This is a genomic window from Profundibacter sp. (genome assembly GCF_965277155.1).
Lineage (GTDB): Bacteria > Pseudomonadota > Alphaproteobacteria > Rhodobacterales > Rhodobacteraceae > Profundibacter.
Map to the genome: position 1 here is coordinate 207754 of NZ_CBDIBV010000014.1, position 19780 is coordinate 227533.

General features: G+C 56.7%; 19 protein-coding genes, 1 pseudogene and 1 riboswitch. Of the genes and pseudogenes, 11 read left to right on the forward strand and 9 right to left on the reverse strand.

Going from position 1 to position 19780, the window contains the following annotated elements:
- Positions 1 to 131: 131 nt before the first annotated feature.
- Together ACQY4M_RS21890 and ACQY4M_RS21895 are read right to left on the reverse strand one after the other, a co-directional pair.
- A complete protein-coding gene (locus ACQY4M_RS21890; RefSeq protein WP_428548787.1) occupies positions 132 to 1328 on the reverse strand; it encodes an endonuclease/exonuclease/phosphatase family protein in 1197 nt (398 codons plus the stop codon).
- A gap of 5 nt (positions 1329 to 1333) precedes the next feature.
- Positions 1334 to 2308: a threonine ammonia-lyase gene (locus ACQY4M_RS21895; protein WP_428548790.1), complete on the reverse strand. Its 975-nt coding sequence runs from the start codon at positions 2306 to 2308 to the stop codon at positions 1334 to 1336.
- Positions 2309 to 2473: 165 nt separating this feature from the next.
- On the opposite strand from ACQY4M_RS21895, the gene ACQY4M_RS21900 reads away from it, so the two are divergent.
- Complete coding sequence (locus ACQY4M_RS21900) at positions 2474 to 3205, forward strand: substrate-binding domain-containing protein (protein ID WP_428549053.1); 732 nt, start codon at positions 2474 to 2476, stop codon at positions 3203 to 3205.
- A gap of 156 nt (positions 3206 to 3361) precedes the next feature.
- On the opposite strand, the gene ACQY4M_RS21905 is transcribed toward ACQY4M_RS21900, so the two are convergent.
- From ACQY4M_RS21905 to fabA, 5 genes are all read right to left on the reverse strand, one after another.
- Complete coding sequence (locus tag ACQY4M_RS21905; protein ID WP_428548793.1) at positions 3362 to 4051, reverse strand: haloacid dehalogenase type II; 690 nt, start codon at positions 4049 to 4051, stop codon at positions 3362 to 3364.
- Between the two features lie 110 nt (positions 4052 to 4161).
- Positions 4162 to 4956 (reverse strand): polyphosphate kinase 2, encoded by a 795-nt coding sequence (gene ppk2, locus ACQY4M_RS21910; RefSeq protein ID WP_428548796.1) that lies wholly within the window; start codon positions 4954 to 4956, stop codon positions 4162 to 4164.
- 154 nt (positions 4957 to 5110) lie between these two features.
- Positions 5111 to 5899, reverse strand: a complete 789-nt coding sequence (locus ACQY4M_RS21915) for an enoyl-ACP reductase FabI (RefSeq protein WP_428548799.1) — start codon at positions 5897 to 5899, stop codon at positions 5111 to 5113.
- Positions 5900 to 5905: 6 nt separating this feature from the next.
- Positions 5906 to 7132 (reverse strand): beta-ketoacyl-ACP synthase I, encoded by a 1227-nt coding sequence (gene fabB / locus ACQY4M_RS21920; protein WP_428548802.1) that lies wholly within the window; start codon positions 7130 to 7132, stop codon positions 5906 to 5908.
- Between the two features lie 10 nt (positions 7133 to 7142).
- A complete protein-coding gene (fabA, locus tag ACQY4M_RS21925) occupies positions 7143 to 7655 on the reverse strand; it encodes a bifunctional 3-hydroxydecanoyl-ACP dehydratase/trans-2-decenoyl-ACP isomerase (RefSeq protein ID WP_428548805.1) in 513 nt (170 codons plus the stop codon).
- 175 nt (positions 7656 to 7830) lie between these two features.
- Here fabA and irrA point away from each other — a divergent pair, with 175 nt between their 5' ends.
- Entirely contained in the window at positions 7831 to 8247 is a 417-nt protein-coding gene (irrA, locus tag ACQY4M_RS21930; protein WP_428548808.1) for an iron response transcriptional regulator IrrA, read from the forward strand.
- Between the two features lie 103 nt (positions 8248 to 8350).
- Here irrA and ACQY4M_RS21935 read toward each other — a convergent pair whose 3' ends face one another.
- Positions 8351 to 9016: an NnrU family protein gene (locus ACQY4M_RS21935; RefSeq protein ID WP_428548811.1), complete on the reverse strand. Its 666-nt coding sequence runs from the start codon at positions 9014 to 9016 to the stop codon at positions 8351 to 8353.
- 184 nt (positions 9017 to 9200) lie between these two features.
- On the opposite strand from ACQY4M_RS21935, the gene ACQY4M_RS21940 reads away from it, so the two are divergent.
- Positions 9201 to 10046, forward strand: a complete 846-nt coding sequence (locus ACQY4M_RS21940) for a universal stress protein (RefSeq protein ID WP_428548814.1) — start codon at positions 9201 to 9203, stop codon at positions 10044 to 10046.
- A 17-nt stretch (positions 10047 to 10063) separates the two neighbouring features.
- Here the strand turns inward: ACQY4M_RS21940 and ACQY4M_RS21945 are convergent, their stop codons facing one another.
- On the reverse strand, positions 10064 to 10933 hold the full coding sequence (locus ACQY4M_RS21945; protein WP_428548817.1) for a hypothetical protein: 870 nt from the start codon (positions 10931 to 10933) through the stop codon (positions 10064 to 10066).
- A gap of 115 nt (positions 10934 to 11048) precedes the next feature.
- On the opposite strand from ACQY4M_RS21945, the gene miaB reads away from it, so the two are divergent.
- The 8 genes and pseudogenes from miaB to ACQY4M_RS21985 all read left to right on the forward strand — a co-directional run.
- Positions 11049 to 12356, forward strand: a complete 1308-nt coding sequence (gene miaB / locus ACQY4M_RS21950; protein WP_428548820.1) for a tRNA (N6-isopentenyl adenosine(37)-C2)-methylthiotransferase MiaB — start codon at positions 11049 to 11051, stop codon at positions 12354 to 12356.
- A 101-nt stretch (positions 12357 to 12457) separates the two neighbouring features.
- A complete protein-coding gene (locus ACQY4M_RS21955) occupies positions 12458 to 13459 on the forward strand; it encodes a PhoH family protein (RefSeq protein ID WP_428548823.1) in 1002 nt (333 codons plus the stop codon).
- Positions 13449 to 13964 carry an rRNA maturation RNase YbeY gene (gene ybeY / locus ACQY4M_RS21960; protein ID WP_428548826.1) on the forward strand — a complete coding sequence of 172 codons (516 nt, stop codon included), beginning with the start codon at positions 13449 to 13451 and terminating at the stop codon, positions 13962 to 13964. The genes ACQY4M_RS21955 and ybeY overlap by 11 nt, the downstream gene beginning before the upstream one ends.
- Before the next feature lie 24 nt (positions 13965 to 13988).
- Complete coding sequence (locus ACQY4M_RS21965; protein WP_428548829.1) at positions 13989 to 14870, forward strand: hemolysin family protein; 882 nt, start codon at positions 13989 to 13991, stop codon at positions 14868 to 14870.
- A complete protein-coding gene (gene lnt / locus ACQY4M_RS21970) occupies positions 14854 to 16380 on the forward strand; it encodes an apolipoprotein N-acyltransferase (protein WP_428548832.1) in 1527 nt (508 codons plus the stop codon). Before ACQY4M_RS21965 ends, lnt begins: the two co-directional genes overlap by 17 nt.
- A gap of 34 nt (positions 16381 to 16414) precedes the next feature.
- A riboswitch (SAM-SAH riboswitch) is annotated at positions 16415 to 16465 on the forward strand.
- A gap of 6 nt (positions 16466 to 16471) precedes the next feature.
- Positions 16472 to 17653 (forward strand): methionine adenosyltransferase, encoded by a 1182-nt coding sequence (gene metK, locus ACQY4M_RS21975; RefSeq protein ID WP_428548835.1) that lies wholly within the window; start codon positions 16472 to 16474, stop codon positions 17651 to 17653.
- Between the two features lie 217 nt (positions 17654 to 17870).
- A complete protein-coding gene (locus tag ACQY4M_RS21980) occupies positions 17871 to 18788 on the forward strand; it encodes a cytochrome b/b6 domain-containing protein (protein ID WP_428548838.1) in 918 nt (305 codons plus the stop codon).
- Positions 18785 to 19639: pseudogene (locus ACQY4M_RS21985) on the forward strand (IS256 family transposase); the annotation flags it as partial. The gene ACQY4M_RS21980 and the pseudogene ACQY4M_RS21985, both read left to right, overlap by 4 nt.
- Positions 19640 to 19780 lie beyond the last annotated feature (141 nt).

The window sequence follows — 19780 nt, forward strand, 5'->3', positions numbered from 1 at the left end:
TTGCATTGTCAACTAAATGCGTAATAAAAAGCCCCGGCTGCACGTTGGGAGGGGACGCGCGAGCCGGGGCCAGATAACCAGGCTGAGTTCAGATTACCATTTTTAGGCGAATTTACCTAGTCGGGTATTCCTTACCCCGCGTCAAACAGTTGCATATGTGCCATGATCTGCCCGTGGTCCGAGGCCAGTTTGTTATAAGGCGCCTCGTCATGCGAGCCATCGGTGATGTGATCGTTATAGACGCTGAAATACTCCATTTCACCCATACGGTTGTTGTTGTCAGGGTGGAAATGGCGGCTCATCAATATCTGGTCGATGCTCTCGTAAACGCCGCCAAAGGCCGAAGTATAGACCATATCCCGCATGGATTTGCGCACGAACAGCTTTTCCGCGGAATGCAGGCGGACACGCTCGATTTCGCCCCGAATTTGCTTGTCTTCCTCCTCGGTATAGCGGTCATTGGGCGATTTTGCATCATGGCGCAGCATCCAAGTGTAGTTCTTGAACGGTATTTCGCCGGAAATAATTTCGCTACTGACCGCATTTTCATTGTCGTTGAAATCACCCAGCACCATCACCGGATGGCCGTCTTCCAATTCGTCAATTATCAGGCGGCGCAGCACCCAGGCTTCGGCCATGCGGCGCAGACCTGCCCGCAATGATCCCAAGGCACGACCGGAGGCGTCATAACGGGTCAGGTCGGCTTCGGGAGCAAAATCGGCACCTTCGGGGGTAATGAATTCCCCCAGTTTTGATTTCAAGTGGCAGTTGAAAACCGTGATCACGCGGTTGCCGATGGGGATGCGCACCTTCTGGATCGGGCGTGACAGGCGGGAAACGGTGTAATAACCACCATCCCCGCCGCCCAGATCCTGCATAGGAATTTTCATTTCCGGTTCAAGCTGTTGAATGACCACGGGTTTGCCGCGAAATCCAAAGCGTGACAGGATTGCAAGGCCGGGGCGGCGTTGGCCGGGTTCGCCATCATTCACATTAGGGGCAAAGGCAACAGCGGCATCGGTATAGGGGCTATAGGCCAGTTTGCGGAAAATCGCCTTTTTGGCATAACGCTTGTTGCGGTCGGGGATCGTGACTTCGTTGGTGGCAATGCCGCGCCGGTCTGCTTCGGCAATCACGGCCTTCAGGGCGTCTTCCTCGAAAATCTCCTGAAAACCGACAATATCGGCGTTTAGTTTTACTACCTGATCGGCCATCCAGTCTTCTTTCCATGCGTATTCCTCGGGGGTGTAGTGCATGAATTTGTAATACTCCCGATCTGCCCCGATCAGGTTTTTGACGTTGAAACTGGCAATCGTGAAACGGGTCATTTGCGTTACTTTCCGTATTTTGCAAGAGCTTGCGAGAATAGCGCGGCATCGACATTTCCGCCAGAGGCAACAACGATTACTGTGTCACTTTGCAGTGTGTCGCCGTGGAACAAGGCAGCCGCCAGTGCAGATGCCCCGCCCGGCTCAATCACGATTTTCAGGCGGGTGAAGGCCTCGGCCATGGCGTGCAGGCAATCGTCATCCGACACCACCAACCCCGCACCGCACAGGCGGTGTAGGATGGGGAAGGGGATGATGCCCGGCGACGGGGTGATGATGGCGTCACAAATCGACCCTGTGGTCGCGGGGTTCTGTTCGATCTTGCCGGATCTTAGGGAACGGGCCACATCGTCAAATCCTTCCGGCTCGACCGGATGCACCTTCATATCGGGGGCTTTGGCCTCGAGTGCCAAAGCCACGCCAGAGGTCAGACCGCCACCGCCACAGGGCACGAGAACCTCGGCTTGTGTTACACCCATTTCGGCGGCTTGTTCCGCAATCTCAAGGCCAACCGACCCTTGGCCCGCGACCACCAGCGGTTCGTCAAACGGCTTGATCAGGGTCAGCCCCCGTTCCCCTGCCAGACGTTCACCAATCTCGTCACGGTCCTCGGTGGCGCGGTCATAAAGGATGACTTCGGCGCCCAATGCTTTGGTGTTGTTGATCTTTAACTGTGGGGCGTCCGAGGGCATGACGATCACTGCGGTGGTGCCATGTTCCTTGGCTGCCAAAGCAACCCCCTGGGCATGGTTGCCCGAGGAAAAGGCGATCACACCTTTGGCGCGGACCTTGGGGTCAAGTGCAGACAGGGCAGACCACGCGCCGCGGAATTTGAAGCTTCCGGTGTGTTGCAGGCATTCCGGTTTCACAAGCACGCGGCGGCCCGCGATTTCATCCAGAAAGGGCGAGGACAACAGCGGGGTGCGGCGGGCTTTGCCGTCAATCCGTTTTGCAGCGGCTTCGATCATGTCGATGTTCATTTTAATGTTCCTTTTTGCCATCATTTGTCCAATTGTTAGCATTAGCATGCCATGAAGTTTCCTGAATGTAGAGGGAAACCCGCAAACTGAACCAGAGTGATGTGAAACACACGCCAGTGTGATAGAAGCGGAGAGATTAAAACAGCGTCCGTTGGTGTGAGTAATATGGGACCCTTGATCCGAGGGCCCGCAAAACTCAATCAAACGGGTAAAACAATGCGTTTTTCATTTCCAATTCTGGCAATTCTACTGACCACATCAACCGCAGTTATGGCGCAGGACAGTTCATTATATGACCCCGCGATCAAGCACATGCCCAAGGACGGTGTTGTCAAACTATACGGGGCGGGTGGTCCGCACACGGCTTTTGCCAAGGTTGCGGCGGCATGGGAGCAGAAAACCGGACAGAAGGTTGAGATCATTGCCGGACCTGAAAAGAAATGGTCACCATTGGCCCAGGCAGATGCAGACATCCTGTGGGGAACGTCTGAGCAATCGATGACGGCGTTTCTGGAAACCTACAAAACATTTTCGTCGGATCAGGTTGAACCTATCTATATCCGCCCTACCATCATTGCTGTCAAAGCTGGCAATCCGAAGCATATTTCAGGTTTTGACGATCTGTTGAAGCCAGGGATGAAGATCGTCGTGACCGAAGGGGCGGGACTATATAACACTTCCGGAACCGGAGCGTGGGAAGATGTTGCCGGACGTCTGGGGCGACTTGATGATGTGTCCGCCTTTCGCAAAAACATTGACGTATTTGCCAAAGGGTCGGGGGCAAGTTATCGGGCGTTTTTGTCATTGGATGCGGATGCCTGGATCACATGGCCAAACTGGCCAGCATCAAAAGACGAGCTGGAGCAAGTCAGTATAGCGCCAGAACGGACCGTTTAGCGAGATGTGAATGTTGCGCTGTCGCCTGATGCCGATCCTGAAGCACAGCAATTTCTTGACTTTCTGCTGACAGAAGAGGCGCAAAAGCTGATGCTGACAGAAGGGTGGGTTCGTTAAGATTAAAGATTGTGGCGACCAGTGGTTTTCTGGCCGCCATTAGTTCAATGAACCGGCAAGTTGCGGGATGGTGGTTAGGTCGGGCAGGCTGTGCGCCGGTTGCCACGGCAGCCGGTCCATCGGTTCGCCGGCGCGGTTGACCCATGTGGTTTGAAAGCCGAAACCGGTAGCATGGGCGGCGTCCCAGCCGTTTGAGGATACGAACAAGACCTGATCTGATGTGCAGGAAAACCGTTCATTCACAAGGGCATAAACGCTTGCATGTGGTTTGAACACGCCCACGGTTTCAACCGATAGAACGTCATCCAGCAAATCACCGATACCGGCCGATTTCACAGCACCATCCAGCATATCGGGTGATCCGTTTGACAGGATGGCGGTGTTCATTCCGGCCTGTTTCAAAGCGCCCAGCATAGCGGGGACTTCCGGATAGGCGGATAGTTCCCAATAAAGCGCCAGCAGGCGTTCGCGCAACTCGGGATCGGTCAGATTGTTGGCCTCGAGCGCCCAGTCCAGACCGTCCTGCGTGACGGCCCAGAAATTGGTGTGGGCATCGGCCACAGCGCGTAGCCAAGTGTATTGCAACTGTTTCAGGCGCCAGTCATTTGCCAGCTTTTGCCAGACCTTGGCAAAATCCGCACGACCGGGCTCGGCGGCGACTTGACGGGCAGCGGCGGCGACGTCGAACAGGGTTCCGTAGGCGTCGAATATGCAGGTGGTTATGGGCATGACGTGTCCTCTGTTTGCGGGCAAACAGTGACACAGCGCAGTTCATCTGAAAAGGGGGATTTGGGCGGGCTGATTTTCGTGTAGTGAAATACAGCCCGCCCGAACCGCTACTATAACTTGCTGTGAACTTCCGCAACGAAGGTCTGGTCATCCATTGGCGGGCGTACATATCCCTGCACAACGGGGCGGTCCTCGAGCACGATGGGTTCGGGGGTTGTGTCCTCGTAGGGGATTTGACCCAACAGGTGGGTGATGCAGTTGATCCGCGCGTGTTTCTTGATGTCGGAATTGACCACATACCACGGGGCCTGCTTGATGTCGGTATGGGCGAACATGATGTCCTTGGCTTTGGAATATTCCACCCAGCGGTTGCGCGATTCCAGATCCATCGGTGACAGTTTCCAGCGTTTGGTCGGGGTGATTAGACGTTTCTGGAATCGGCGTTCCTGTTCTTCGTCCGACACCGAAAACCAGTATTTGATGATCTTGATACCCGAACGCACCAGCATGCGTTCAAATTCGGGGCAAGAGCGCAGGAAATCCTGATGTTCCTCTTCCGTGCAAAACCCCATCACCTTTTCCACGCCGCCGCGGTTGTACCAAGAACGATCAAAGATCACCATTTCACCGGCGGATGGCAGGTGTGCCACATAGCGCTGGAAATACCACTGGGTTTTCTCGCGTTCGGTCGGGGCGGGCAGGGCCACCACGCGGGTGATGCGCGGGTTCATCGGTTCGGTGATGCGTTTGATGGTGCCGCCTTTACCGGCGGCGTCGCGCCCCTCAAAGATCACCACGACCTTCAGGCCTTGGGATTTGATCCATTCCTGCATTTTGACCAGTTCGATTTGCAGGCGGGCCAGTTCGGCCTCGTATTTACGGTTGGAGATCTTTTTCTCGGCCATTTGGACACTTTCTTTGAAACTCGCGCGTTACCCGTGCGAGGCTAAATCAAAGAAGCGGATTGGTCGAATCCTAAATTTCCGGAGGCTCATCGCTCCCTTGTGGTCGCTCTTCGCGGTACAAGCGAGGAAAGCCGTAAGGCTTGAGGAGCGTCAGTTAAAGGTTTTCCGGCTGCGCCATGCCCAGCACATGATAGCCGCCATCCACATGGATGATTTCGCCGGTGGTGCAATTGCCTGCATCTGACGCCAGATAAACGGCGGTGCCGCCGACGGCTTCAAGAGTGGCATTGGAGCGCAGAGGGGCGTTGGCTTCGGTGGCACGGTAGGTCTTGCGCGCCCCACCAATGGCCGACCCGGCCAGCGTTTTCATCGGGCCGGGGGAAATGGCGTTGACGCGGATGCCGTCGGGGCCCAGGTCATTGGCCAGATAGCGCACGGCAGATTCCAGTGCCGCCTTGGCCACGCCCATCACGTTGTAAAACGGGGTCACGCGGTTTGAGCCCTGGAAAGTCAGCGTCAGGATGGTGCCGCCATCGTTCATCAATGGGGCTGCGCGGCGGGTCACGTCGATCAGGGAATAGCAGGAAATATCCAGCGAGTTTTTGAAGTTGGCGCGCGAGGTGTTAACGAAACGGCCGGTCAATTCGTCCTTGTCCGAATAGGCAAGTGCGTGGACGACGAAATCAAGGCTGCCCCATTGCGATTTGATTTGCTCAAAGGCACGGTCCATCGAGGCGTCATCGGTAACATCTGCATCTACCAGAATGTTTGATCCAAGGGATTCAGCCAGCGGTGCAACCCGTTTGCCGAAGGCCTCGCCCTGATAGGTAAAGGCCAGTTCCGCGCCTGCCCCCGCCATCGCTTCTGCAATGCCCCAAGCGATAGACCGCTGGTTCGCAACCCCCATGATCAGGCCGCGTTTCCCTTTTAACAAATCCGACATAAATAATTACCCGTGATACTTGCTCATCGCGATGGTGCCGTTGGTGCCGCCAAAGCCAAAGCTGTTTGAAATGACTGTGTCCAGACCTGCGTTTTCCACAAATTCGGTGCAGATTTCGTCCGGGTGAATTTCGGGGTCCAGTTCGGTGATATTGGCTGATGGGGCGATAAAGTCGCCATTCAGCATGATCAGCGAGTAGATGGCCTCGTGCACACCGGCGCCGCCCAGACAGTGGCCGGTGACAGATTTGGTCGATGTGATCGGCGGCACATTGCCTTCGCCAAAGACACGGCGCACGGCGTGGACTTCGGTGACGTCGCCCGCCGGGGTCGAGGTGCCGTGGGCATTGATATAGCCGACCTTGCGGTCCCCAATTGTGTCCAGTGCCAGTTTCATCGAGCGTTCAGCCCCTTCGCCCGAAGGTGCAACCATATCGTGGCCATCCGAAGTGGCGCCATAGCCGGTGACTTCGGCGTAAATCTTGGCGCCGCGGGCCAGCGCGTGTTCCAGTTCTTCCAGAACCACAACGCCGCCACCACCGGCAATCACAAACCCGTCGCGGGTGGCGTCAAAGGCGCGGCTGGCTGTTTCGGGGGTGTCGTTATATTTGCTGGACATCGCACCCATCGCGTCGAACAGACAGGACAGGGTCCAGTCCAGTTCCTCGCCGCCGCCAGCGAATACGATGTCCTGTTTGCCGAACTGGATCTGTTCAACCCCGTTGCCGATGCAGTGCAGGGAAGTGGTGCAGGCAGATGTGATGGAATAGTTCACGCCCTTGATTTTAAAGGGGGTCGCAAGGCAGGCCGAGTTGGTCGAGGACATGCAGCGGGTGACCATGAACGGCCCCATACGTTTGGGCGCGCCTTTTTCTTTTACGATCTTGTGGGCGTTGAAAAAGTTGGATGTGGACGGGCCGCCGGACCCCATGACAAGGCCGGTGCGCGGGTTGGAAACATCGCTTTCCTCAAGGCCGCTGTCGGCAATAGCCTGTTCCATCGCGATATAGTTATAGGCTGCCCCCGGCCCCATAAAGCGCAGCTGGCGTTTGTCGATATGCTCGGCCACATCAATTTGTGGCATACCGTGGACTTGTGACCGGAACCCGTTTTCGACGTAATCGGGCGCAGCAACGATGCCGGATTTGCCCGAGCGCAGGGCTTTGGTGACTTCTTCGACGTTGTTTCCGATCGAGGAAACGATGCCCATTCCGGTAATGACGACGCGACGCATGGCGTTCTCCTTAGTCTTTCGCGGCTGCAAGGCCGACTTTGAGGTCTTTTACGGCATAGATTTCTTCGCCATCAGCAAGGATGATCCCGTCCGCTACACCCAGTTTCAGGCGGCGGTCGATGACGCGGGTGAAGTCGATCTTGTAGGTGATCATTTTGGTTTCGGGGGTGACCATACCCGAGAATTTGACTTCGCCGACACCGATGGCAAACCCTTGCCCCTGCATACCGCGCCAGCCGAGGTTGAAGCCGGTCAACTGCCACAAGCCGTCAAGGCCAAGACAGCCGGGCATCACCGGATTGCCGGGGAAATGGCAGGGGAAGAACCAAAGATCGGGGTGGATGTCGAATTCGGCGATGATGTGGCCTTTGCCGTGGGCGCCGGCGTCGCCGGATACATCGGTGATCCGGTCCATCATCAGCATCGGCGGCAGCGGCAATTGCGCGTTACCCGGGCCGAAAAGTTCGCCGTTGGCGCATTTAATCAGATCGTCTTTGTCAAAACTTGTTGGAAAATCGGCCATTCAGCCCAGCCCCCCGTTAGATATTACATGTCCCTTACGGGCCTTCTATCATTGGGGGGTAAATGGTGGCAAGGGCTGGCTGCTGCAAGGGGGTGATATATAATGCGAGTGATTTGCAATTGAAATTGCCGCCAAAACCCCTTTATATACTCTGTGTAACAAAGGATGCGCGATTATGACGGTTATAGCTGCGGAACGTGGAAAAGAATGGCTGAGCGGGGCGGGATTGCGCCCGACGCGGCAGCGGTTGTCTTTGGCCGGATTGCTGGTCGGGGACGGGCAGGACCGGCATGTCACCGCCGAAAGCCTGTATGCGTCGGTTTTGCGATCGGGCGAAAAGGTGTCACTGGCAACGGTTTACAACACGCTGCGGGCGTTTTGTCAGGCCGGTCTGATGCGCGAGATCATGGTGGACGGGGCGAAAAGTTACTTTGACACCAATATGTCGGACCATCCGCATTTCTACTGGGAAGACAGCGAAGAATTGATGGATGCCCCCAGCGAACAGCTGGAAATCTGCCGCCTGCCCGAAGCGCCCAAGGGAGCCGAAGTAAGCAAGGTGGATGTGGTGATCCGGCTGCGGCGCAAGTAAACCCCTGAAAAATGGAGGCCCTTGCGGGCCGCTTTATGTCTCGGCCCCGTAAAGGGGCCTCGGGATTGCCTGCGGCGCGGATATTTGGGCCATTTGGAAGAGGTCAGGGCAACGGGCTGATGCCGATCACCGGTTCGTGCAGATACAGCAGGGCAAGGTAGAGCGCTGTGCCAAGTGTAAGGCGGACCAACCCGCGGCGGGTGATTTTGAAGCTGCGTTTTGTATTGGACAGGCGTTGCCATTCGTTCGCCCCCAGAATACGGCGGGCGCGTTTATTGATGATGCGCATACCCAGAAGCGAAAATCCGGCAAACAGGCCAAAGACGATGACATGGGCCAGGTCACCGTTCGGGACCATATGTGCCAGCGACCAGATCAGCAGAGTGACAAGCAACGGGTGATGAATCCAGCCGATCAGGCCGGGATCATTCGGATCAAACCGGTCATTGTTGCAGCCGCCAAAGGACAGCGGATTGGGTTGGCACAGGGTCATTGTGAAGATCAGCGTGGCAAAATACATTGCCGTCAACGGGATGTTGTTTTGCCAGGGTTCCCACCCCCAAAGCTCGACGTATGGCGCGCGGCCAGCGGCGATGATGATCCATGTCAGGATGGCTGTGGACAGGGCGGAATAGGCCAGTGTGAAACCGACCGGCCCAATCATTGCGACAATGCGTGATTTCACGGCCGGGCGTGTCGGGATCGAGTGGGACACGAAGAACACCACGAATGCGGCGATGAATTCCCCCCAGTCTGACAGAAGTTCCATGTGATTTTCCTGTTCGGTTGCCGTGCCTCTAATCAGGGATTGGGGCTGTGTTTTTCAAGGGCGAAATGGCCGGGCGGCGCATTTGTCACAAGGGGGTATCATATTCATATAAATTGACAAAGATCATACCTGTTGCAGTGTGGATTATGTATTGAAGGGCAAATTCCCAAAAAGGAGAAATCCCGTGTCTTACAAAGATTTGCTTGTCCATCTGGATGATACCGATATTTGCGCCGAACGTGTGGCGGCTGCTGTGGCATTGGCCAAGCGCGAAGGCGCGCGGCTGACCGGCATTGCGCTGGCGCTGGAATCGACGATTTCCACCTATATCGGCATTGATTTTCCTTCCAGCCTGACTGACGCGCAGCAAGAGATTGTGCAAAAGGCGGCAAAAAGTGCGGTCGAGAAATTCGAGGCCGCTGCCATCGGGGCGGGCATTGAATTCCGCAGCTGGATTGTGGCGTGTCCGGCCTCTAAGGCGCCGGCGCGGTTGGCGTTTTTTGCACGGCATGCAGACCTGATTTTTGTTGGCCAGCCCAATCCGAATGAAAAGGGCAAGGCATTTCAGGAAAACCTGCTGGAGGCGGTTTTGCTGAATACCGGTCGCCCGGTTTATGTGGTGCCTTATATCGGGCGCTATGAAGCCAAGGTGCGCAAGGCCGTGATTGCCTGGGACGGCAGCAAAAAGGCCGTTCGCGCGGTGAATGATGCGATCCCGATGCTGAAGGCCCGCAAAGAGGTGGTTGTTCTGGTGATCAACCCGAAAAAGCGCAGCGAAGAGTTTGGCGGTCAGCAGGGCGAGAACCTTGTCGATCATCTGGAACGGTATGGCATTAACGCGAAGGTGGCGACGGTGGTTAGCCCGGATTTATCAGTGGATACCACGATCCAGAACTACATTTCCGATTCCGGTGCCGATTTGCTGGTGATGGGGGCTTTTGGCCATTCACGCCTGCGGGAAAAGGCATTCGGCGGGGTGACGGATTCGATCCTGCACCAGATGATCGTGCCGGTGTTGATGTCTGAATAGGGGGTTCGGGGTGGTAGTCAGAACCACTGCCCCGGTTCCATCAGTCCCAGATCCATAAGCTGCTGGGAATTCCATTCGAATTTGGCCGAGTTGTGCCAGTGGAAGGTTTCGATGTCATAGGTCGAGCCGGGGTTGTGTTTTAGGGCTTTGGCAACGCGGAACGAACAGATCGCGGCGGTGATATTGTGGTGCCATTCGCAGGAATAGGTGTTGTATTCTTCGTCGTTGAAGGTGTGGTCGGGGCGCAGTTCCAGCCCCTTTTGGGCACGAAACAGGGCGATGCGGTCGATCTTGCGACGCTCCCACGGGATGTGTTCCTCGAACCGCCAGCGCAGACCGCCGTAGAAATCCAGTTGCCGGTCTTTTGGTTGATGATTGTTGGCTGCATCCTCGCGGGCAAGGGCATAGTAGCCGGATTTGTCCAGAAATGCGTTTTCCAGTGATACCGCATCAGGGGACTGGTTCAGGTCGCTTGCATATAGATCAACCGCATAGGTCAGGATGCTGGAGCGGCGTTCTTCGGTATGAAAGGCAACCATTTCGCCAACCGTGCGGGATTCGCAGAACGGATAGAACAGGTATTCGGCGTTGAAACAGTAGTATAGCCAGATGCCCGGGGCTGCCTTTATGATGCTGTTGACGGCGGTGGTCAGCGCATTGTCGGCAGACATGTCAAAGGGGATCAGGTGGATGTTGTCTTCGTTCTCCGGCGTTGGTTCCAATCCTTCGGTGGCAAACACCAGCACCGATTTGAATCCCAGTTGCAGGTGGTGCTGGATGGTGCTGTCGACTTCGGTCGCATCCTCGACCAGAATCATGGCAACCGGCCCTTTGGCCAGCGCCTGTTTTCCCCTGTTCAGGAAATCTGCCAGATCATTGTAACGCATTGCCTGCACCTTTTACCCCGTCTTGTCGCCAAAATCGGTTAAATTGCACTTCATTGCAAGCCTTGCCAAGCCGGTGTAGAGGTGCGACGCGAAATTCCTAAATTTGGTGTTCCCGATGTCGAACCAGAAAAAGCTGTATATCAAGACCTATGGCTGTCAAATGAACGTCTATGACAGCGAGCGCATGGCCGAAGCGCTGGGCGCGTCCGGCTATGAGCAGGTCGAGGCGCCCGAGGGGGCAGATATGATTCTGCTGAACACCTGTCACATCCGCGAGAATGCCGCCGAGAAGATATATTCAGAGTTGGGGCGCTATAAGAGCATCAAGGCGGAAAACCCCGATCTGAAAATCGGCGTGGCCGGATGTGTGGCACAGGCCGAAGGCGAGGAAATCATGCGTCGTCAGCCGATGGTCGATCTGGTGGTTGGCCCGCAGACCTATCACCGTCTGCCCGACATGATGAAACAGGTGGAAGCAGGGGAAAAGGCGCTGGACACGGATTTTCCGCTTGAGGATAAATTCGAACACCTGCCGGACCGCCCTTTGCCGCGTCGTGCGCCGTCGGCGTTTTTGACGGTGCAAGAGGGGTGCGATAAATTCTGTGCCTTTTGCGTTGTGCCCTACACCCGCGGCGCCGAGGTTTCGCGCCCGCCTGAACGGATTATGCGCGAGGCCTGCGAGTTGATCGAACGCGGGGTGAAGGAGATCAATCTGCTGGGCCAGAATGTGAACGCCTATAATGGTGGTGGCTGGACGCTGGCGCAACTGATCTGGGCGTTGAATGATGTGGACGGGCTGGAGCGGATACGGTTCACCACCAGCCACCCCAACGACATGTCCGATGATCTGATTGCGGCGCATGGCGAGTGTAAAAAACTGATGCCCTATCTGCATCTGCCGGTGCAATCGGGCAGTGACAAGGTGCTGAAGGGAATGAACCGCCAGCACACTGCCGAATACTATATACGCCTGATCGAGCGTATCCGCGCGGCGCGGCCCGATATTCTGGTTTCGGGTGATTTTATCGTCGGCTTCCCCGGTGAAGAGGATTCGGATTTTGAAGCAACGCTGGATCTGATCCGCGAAGTAAACTACGGGCAGGCCTATTCGTTCAAATATTCCGCCCGTCCGGGCACCCCTGCGGCGGAACGCAGTTTCGTGCCGGCCGAGGTGGCGAACGCGCGTTTGCAGCAGTTGCAAGCCCTGCTGACCCAGCAACAACGCACCCTGCAAGAGGCGATGGTTGGGCAGGAGGTGGACGTTCTGTTTGAAAAGAAGGGCCGCCTTGCCGGACAGATGATCGGCAAAAGCCAGCATTTGCATGCGGTGCATGTGGCGGGGCCGGATTTGCAGGCCGGTGAAATCCGGCGGGTTCGGGTGGTGAACAGCGAAACAAATTCGCTGGGCGGCGAATTACTGTAGGCGAAAAAGTAACCCTGTTGTGAAATGATCCGATTGCACCTTGCGCGTATGCGTCCAAGTTGGCACCATCGCGGGGCAAGTTTTGATAAACGGAGATTTGATTGGCCATAAGCGCAGCAACACCGCCGGACACCCCGAAAGAGGTTCTGCTGGAATTTTCCGACAACCGTCTATTGATCGACCTTTGTGGCGAATATGACCGCAACCTTGCCCATATCGAACAACAGTTTTCCATTCAGATTGCACGCCGTGGCAACCGGCTGGCATTGATTGGCGAAGAGGATGCGGCCCTTGCCGCTGCCCGCGTGCTGAACGCGCTATATGCGCGGCTGGAAAGCGGTCGGCCGCTGGAAATGGGCGATGTCGAAGGCGAAATCCGAATGGGGGATTCCGCGATGATCGACGAGGCCCCGGATGGCGGTCAGATTGAAATGTTCAAGGGCGGGCCTGTGGAAATCCGCACCCGCAAAAAATTGGTCGAACCGCGCACAGAGGCACAGAAGGCCTATGTCAAATCCCTGTTTGGAAATGAGCTGTGTTTTGGCATCGGTCCGGCGGGCACTGGCAAAACCTATCTGGCAGTCGCGGTCGGGGTGAACCTGTTTCTGGACGGCAAAGTTGATAAAATCATCCTGTCGCGCCCCGCGGTCGAGGCGGGCGAGCGGCTGGGCTTTTTGCCCGGTGATATGAAGGACAAGATCGACCCCTATATGCAGCCGCTATATGACGCCCTGTCCGATTTTCTGCCCGGCAAACAGGTGGCCAAATTGATCGAGGACAAGCGCATTGAAATCGCGCCGCTGGCGTTCATGCGCGGGCGCACCTTGTCCGAGGCATTCGTGGTGCTGGACGAGGCGCAGAATGCCACCTCGATGCAGATGAAAATGTTCCTGACCCGTCTGGGCAAGGGCAGCCGGATGGTGATCACGGGGGACCGCTCGCAAGTCGATTTGCAGCGCGGTGTCGTCAGTGGTCTGCACGAGGCCGAGCGACTGCTGAAGGGGATCAAAAAGATCGACTTCAACTATTTCACCGCCAAAGACGTTGTGCGCCACCCACTGGTGGCCAAAATTATCGAGGCCTATGACGCCGATGAAAACTGATCTCGTCGAGGTGAATATCGAGGATGAGCGCTGGCAGGCGCTGGATATCGAGGCGCTGGCACAGCGGGCCGGGGTGGCGACCCTGCAACATCTGGGGATTGATCCGGACGGGTTTGAAATTGGTCTGCTGGCCTGTAATGACGCGCGGATTGCCGATCTGAATGCTGATTTTCGCGGTAAAGCGGTGCCGACCAACGTGTTGTCGTGGCCAAGCCAGGAACGCGCGCGACCCGGTGAACACCCTTTGCCGCCAGAACCGGACCCGGGCGGAATGCCGGTGGAACTGGGCGATATCGCAATTTCCTATGATACCTGTGTGCGCGAGGCATCCGGGGTGGGCAAGGAAACAGCCGATCATGTGACGCATTTGCTGATGCACGGGGTGCTGCATCTGTTGGGATATGATCACATATCCGATCAGGATGCCGCGATAATGGAAGGATTAGAGGGTGAAGTGCTTGGCAAACTGGGCATTTCCGACCCATATAGAGTGCAGGACACATGATGTCCGCTGAACTGGAAAGGAAAAATGGGCGACACCACTGACGGCTCCTCTAACGCGGCGCAAAGCGCGCGGGACGGACAAAACAAAGGGCAACGCGGCTTTTTCGGCCGCCTGATGGCTGCCCTTGGCCCCACCAACACAGCTGTTAATGACAGCGAGGCACAGACAGGTCTGGCCGCGCCCGCCACAGATGTGCGCGGCATGCTGAACCTGCGGCGCATGTCGCTAGAGGATGTAGCGGTGCCCAAAGCTGAAATTGTGGCGGTGCCCGAGGACATCAAAAAAGATGATCTGGTGCAGTTGTTTCGCAAAACCGGCCTGACGCGGATACCGGTTTACAAGGAAACGCTGGATACACCTGTGGGGCTGGTGCACCTGAAGGATTTCGCGCTGAAACACGGGTTCAACGGATCCGGCGGGCGGTTCAGCCTGAAGAAACTGCTGCGTCCACTGCTGTTTGCGCCGCCGTCGATGCCGATCGGGGTGTTGTTGCAAAAGATGCAGGCGGACCGGATTCACATGGCGCTGGTGATTGACGAATACGGCGGGGTGGACGGTTTGGTGACGCTTGAGGATCTGGTGGAACAGGTGATCGGCGAGATCGAGGATGAACACGATCTGGAAGAAGACCAGTTCTGGATCAAGGAAGGGCCGGGGTGCTATCTGGCACAGGCGCGCACACCACTGGAGGAATTCGAGGCCGAGATCGGGCGCCGCTTGGTGGACGAGGAAGAGGAAGAGGAGATCGACACATTGGGCGGTCTGGTGTTCCTTCTGTCCGGCCATGTGCCCGCAAGGGGTGAAGTGGTGGTGCATCCGGACGGACCGGAATTCGAAGTGGTCGATGCCGACCCGCGCCGGATCAAACGCTTAAGGGTACGATTGCCGGATGCCAAAGGTGACTGACTTGTCGGGTTGGTCCACGCGGCGCAAGATGTTGCTGGCTCTGGTTGGCGGTGCACTGACGGGTCTGGGGCAGGCGCCTTTCGGGCTGGTATGGCTGGCGCTGATCGGGCTTGCTGGCGGGTTCTGGCTGTTTCAAAACACGGTGACAACACGGCAAGCAGGCTGGATCGGCTGGGCCTTTGGCGTTGGCTATTTCGCGCTGGTTCTGAACTGGATTGTCGAGCCGTTTCTGGTGGAACCGGAGGTTTACGGCTGGATGGCGCCTTTTGCCCTGATCGGAATGGCGGCCGGAATGGCGCTGTTCTGGGCGCTGGCGTTCTGGCTGGCGCGCTGGCAGGGCAGCAGTATCGCCTTGGTGGTGTTCTGGGCCGGTGCCGAAGTGTTGCGCAGTGTGATCCTGACGGGGTTTCCGTGGGGGTTGCTGGGGTATGTCTGGCTGGACACCGGTGTGGCGCAGTTTGCCAGCCTGATAGGCCCGCATGGATTAACCTTGCTGATATTGGCGGGCATCTGGATGCTTATCACAGCGTTGGAGCATCGCAAGCGAATGGTCTTGGTGCCGGTCGTGGTGGTTGTGGGCGCGGGGCTGTTGTATCTGGGCAATGGACAGGCGGCTTCCAAATTGCTGTATCTGGCCAAGAACAACGGCAAATATGAAAAAAAGTATGTCCGCATCATCCAGACCAATGCGCCGCAGCATGAAAAATGGGACCGCGAGATGATACCGGTTTTCTTTGACCGCAATTTGCAGTTCACGGCGGCCGTGACTGGGCGAAAACCAGATCTGATTATCTGGCCCGAAACCTCGGTCCCTTATCTGCTGAACAGCGCCGAAGGGGCATTGGAATTGATTGCCGATGCGGCAGACGGGGTGCCGGTGGTGCTGGGGATGCAGCGGCGTGGCGAGGCGGGGCAGTATTACAATTCGCTGGTGGTGTTGGGGGCCGATGGCGTCGTGGCGGATGTTTATGACAAAAGCCATCTGGTGCCCTTTGGTGAATATATGCCTGGTGGCTGGCTGGCCGCGAAACTGGGCCTGACCGGTCTGGCCGCGCAGGGCGGGTTCGGGTTTGGCTCGGGCGACGGGTTGCGGCTGGTGGACATTCCGGGGCTTGGCCGTGCTTTGCCACTGATTTGTTACGAGGCGATTTTCCCCGAGGAAGTGGGGGGTGTTACCCCGCGCCCCGACTGGCTGTTGCAGATCACCAATGATGCGTGGTTCGGCAATCTGACCGGCCCGCAACAGCATCTGGCACAGGCACGGTTTCGGGCGATCGAACAGGGGCTGCCAATGGTGCGCGCCGCCAATACCGGCATTTCTGCTGTGATTGATGCACGCGGGCAGATCACCGCGAAACTGGGGCTGGGGGTTGCCGGATATCTGTATGCACCGCTACCACACGGTTTGCCCCCGACGTTATATTCCCGCACAGGTGATTTGCCGGTTACCCTGTTGCTGATTGTCGCCGCAGCCGCGTTATTGCTAAAAAGACGCAGGTTTATTGGTTGACCCCGCCGTGCCTGCCCCTTATCGGGGATGGATCAAACCGCCACAACGGCTTCCTGACGTGGCGGTGTAACTTATCACTGGAGCACTATTCATGTCCCGTCAGAACTTTACCTTTACCTCGGAATCCGTTTCCGAAGGCCACCCCGACAAGCTGTGCGACCGCATTTCAGACGCTGTTCTGGATGCCTTTCTGGCCGAAGAGCCGGAAGCCCGCGTTGCCTGCGAAACATTTGCGACCACAAACCGTGTGGTCATCGGCGGCGAGGTTGGCCTGTCGGACAAATCCAAGCTGAACGAATATCTGGACAAGGTCGAACAAATCGCCCGCGATTGCATCAAGGATATCGGTTACGAGCAAGAGCATTTCCACTGGAAAGATGTTGAAGTAACAAACCTGCTGCACAGCCAGTCCGCACATATTGCCCAAGGTGTGGATGCTGCTGAAGGCAAGGACGAAGGCGCTGGTGATCAGGGCATTATGTTTGGCTATGCGGTGGATGAAACACCGGAACTGATGCCGGCCCCGATCCAGTATTCCCACGCGATCCTGCGCCGTCTGGCCGAGGTGCGCAAAGACGGCACCGAGCCGACATTGCGCTCGGATGCGAAATCGCAGATTTCGCTGCGCTATGAAGACGGTAAGCCGGTCGAGGTGACCTCGATCGTGCTGTCGACGCAACATTCCGAAGAATGTCAGACATCGGACGACATCCGCGCCATTGTCGAGCCTTACATCCGCGAGGTTCTGCCGTCGGGATGGATTACCGAGGCCACAAAATGGTGGGTCAACCCGACGGGCACTTTTGTGATTGGCGGCCCTGACGGGGACGCCGGCCTGACCGGCCGCAAGATTATTGTCGATACTTATGGTGGCGCTGCACCACATGGTGGCGGGGCGTTTTCAGGCAAAGACCCGACCAAGGTTGACCGTTCGGCCGCCTATGTTGCCCGCTATCTGGCGAAAAACGTGGTGGCATCGGGACTGGCGAAACGCTGTTCGATCCAGTTGTCCTATGCCATCGGTATTGCGCGGCCTTTGTCGATATACTGCGATACATTCGGCACCGGCGAAGTGCATGATTCCGTGATCGAAAAAGCGATTGATCAGGTAATGGATCTGACACCGCAAGGCATTCGCACCAAATTGCAGATGAACCGGCCAATTTATGCCCGCACAGCGGCCTATGGCCACTTTGGCCGCGCGCCCGAAGCGGATGGCGGGTTTTCATGGGAAAAAACCGATCTGGTCGAAGCGTTGAAAAAGGCTGTGTAACCAAAAGGTAACTCCGATTCCAGCAGGGTTGGTAATGACAAGAGGCGGGCATGATGTCTGCCTCTTGTTTTGTTATTAGGCATTAGGCAATCTTTATACCTGAACGTATAGGCAGGGTCGGATAAACCACAGTTTATAGATTGTTAGACCATCTATTGCCTAGGTGGAGTTGAAAGGATTGCAGTAGGCAATCGAAAATACCATCTGGCAAAATATAATGAATACCTATGCAGAAAATCTGAAAACAGTTGTTGTCTGGGATCCATATGTCCGAATTTTTCATTGGGGACTGGTAGCAAGCATTACAGTTGCCGCCATTACCGGATTTTTACTGGGGCCATACTGGATACCCGTGCATGTGGTCAGTGCTTCCCTTGCTTTGGGGCTGATCCTGCTGCGAATTATCTGGGGGTTTTCCGGTGGTACTTATGCCCGTTTTTCAAGCTTCGTCATGGGCCCGTTTCGTGTTCTGGGGTATTTTGGCGATATGCTGATGGGGCGCGAGACCCGGTATATCGGGCATAATCCGCTGGGCGGGGTGATGGTTCTGGCGTTGCTGGCTGTTGTGATTGTGTTGGGATTTAGTGGTGCAGCCGTGTTGGGCGCGTCATCAAAGGCGGGGCCGTTGGCATTTGCCATTCCCTATAAGGACAGCCGTTGGCTGCGGGAGATTCACGAAACGCTTGCCTTGGGGCTGATGCTGTTGATTGCGCTGCATATCGGCGGGGTGGTCTTTGAAAGTCGTCGCCACAGCGAAAATCTGGCACGTTCGATGGTAACAGGTAGCAAGGAACGTCGTGAGGGTGATATCATTTCTGTCCCGTGTGCCGGGTTGGTTTCGCAGGCTGCCCGTAGCGGTGCAATTTGGCTGGCAGGGGCTGCGGTTCTGATTGCAGGACTGTCATTTCTGCCGGTGCCGCGCCCGCCAGTGGCAGAATATATTTCGCTGGTGGCCGAGGAATGTTCGGCCTGTCACATGCTGTATCACCCCAGCCTGTTGCCGGCAAAAGACTGGGAACGCATCACCGCTACGGTAGTGTCGCGAGTTTGGTGGAAATTCGAGGACGGCGTAATCTCCGGGTGCATCGAAGCCACCCAACCGGCGGCTGGAACCGCCAAGGAGATCACGCCATGACAAAGAATACAGCAACATCGACATCCGCGCTACTGGCCAATGAAGCAGGCTATGACCCGATTGAAGACCGGCTGCGCCAGAACATCCGCGCGACGATCGAGGCGGTTTTCGAAGAGGAGCTGGAGCAGTTTCTGGGCCGTTGCCGGTATGGCCGCAGCGGCGGGGCAAAGGCCGGATACCGCCACGGGCATCGCGAGCGGCAACTGGTCGGAACATTTGGAACCGAAACGGTGCGCGTGCCGCGTGCGCGGATCACAGGCGAGGCCGGCAAGGCCAGAGAATGGCGCTCGAAGGCATTGCCCCGCTACCAGCGGCTGACGAAGAAGGCCGAGGCGCTGATCGCTGCTGTCTACCTTTCGGGCACCAACACACGGCGGGTAAAACGCGCCCTGTTCGGCCTGTTTCAGGGGGCGGTCAGCAAGGATGTGGTGAGCCGCGCCTGGCGCAAGGTGAAGGTGGACTGGCAGGCGTGGTGCGCCCGCAGCCTTGCGGATGAAGACATCGTGCGGCTGATCCTGGACGGCACCGTGATCAAAACGCGGATTGACAGGAAGGCCACCAATATCTCGGTTCTGGCCGCGATTGGCGTGCGCCGGGATGGGCAGAAGGTCTTGTTATCACTGATGAACATGGGCGGCGAAAGCACCTCCGCCTGGCGTCAGTTCATCAACGATCTGGATGCGCGCGGGTTGAAACGGCCCGAATTTGTCATCGTGGACGGGGCACCGGGACTTGAGGTCGCTCTCATTGCCCTCTGGGGTGAAGATCTGCCGATCCAGAGGTGCACGGTGCACAAGCACCGCAACCTTCTGGCCAAGGCACCCAAGCGTATGCATGATGAGTTGACAGAAGGGAACCTCTGTAAATTCCCGTTTTCGCCTTCTTCGCGGCGGGGTGGACGGTTTTTCGCCTGTCCCGCCTGATTGCTTCGGATCATAAACCCATTTTCACCGGTTTCAAGCCGGTTTTGGGTATTTCAGGCACACCTCACC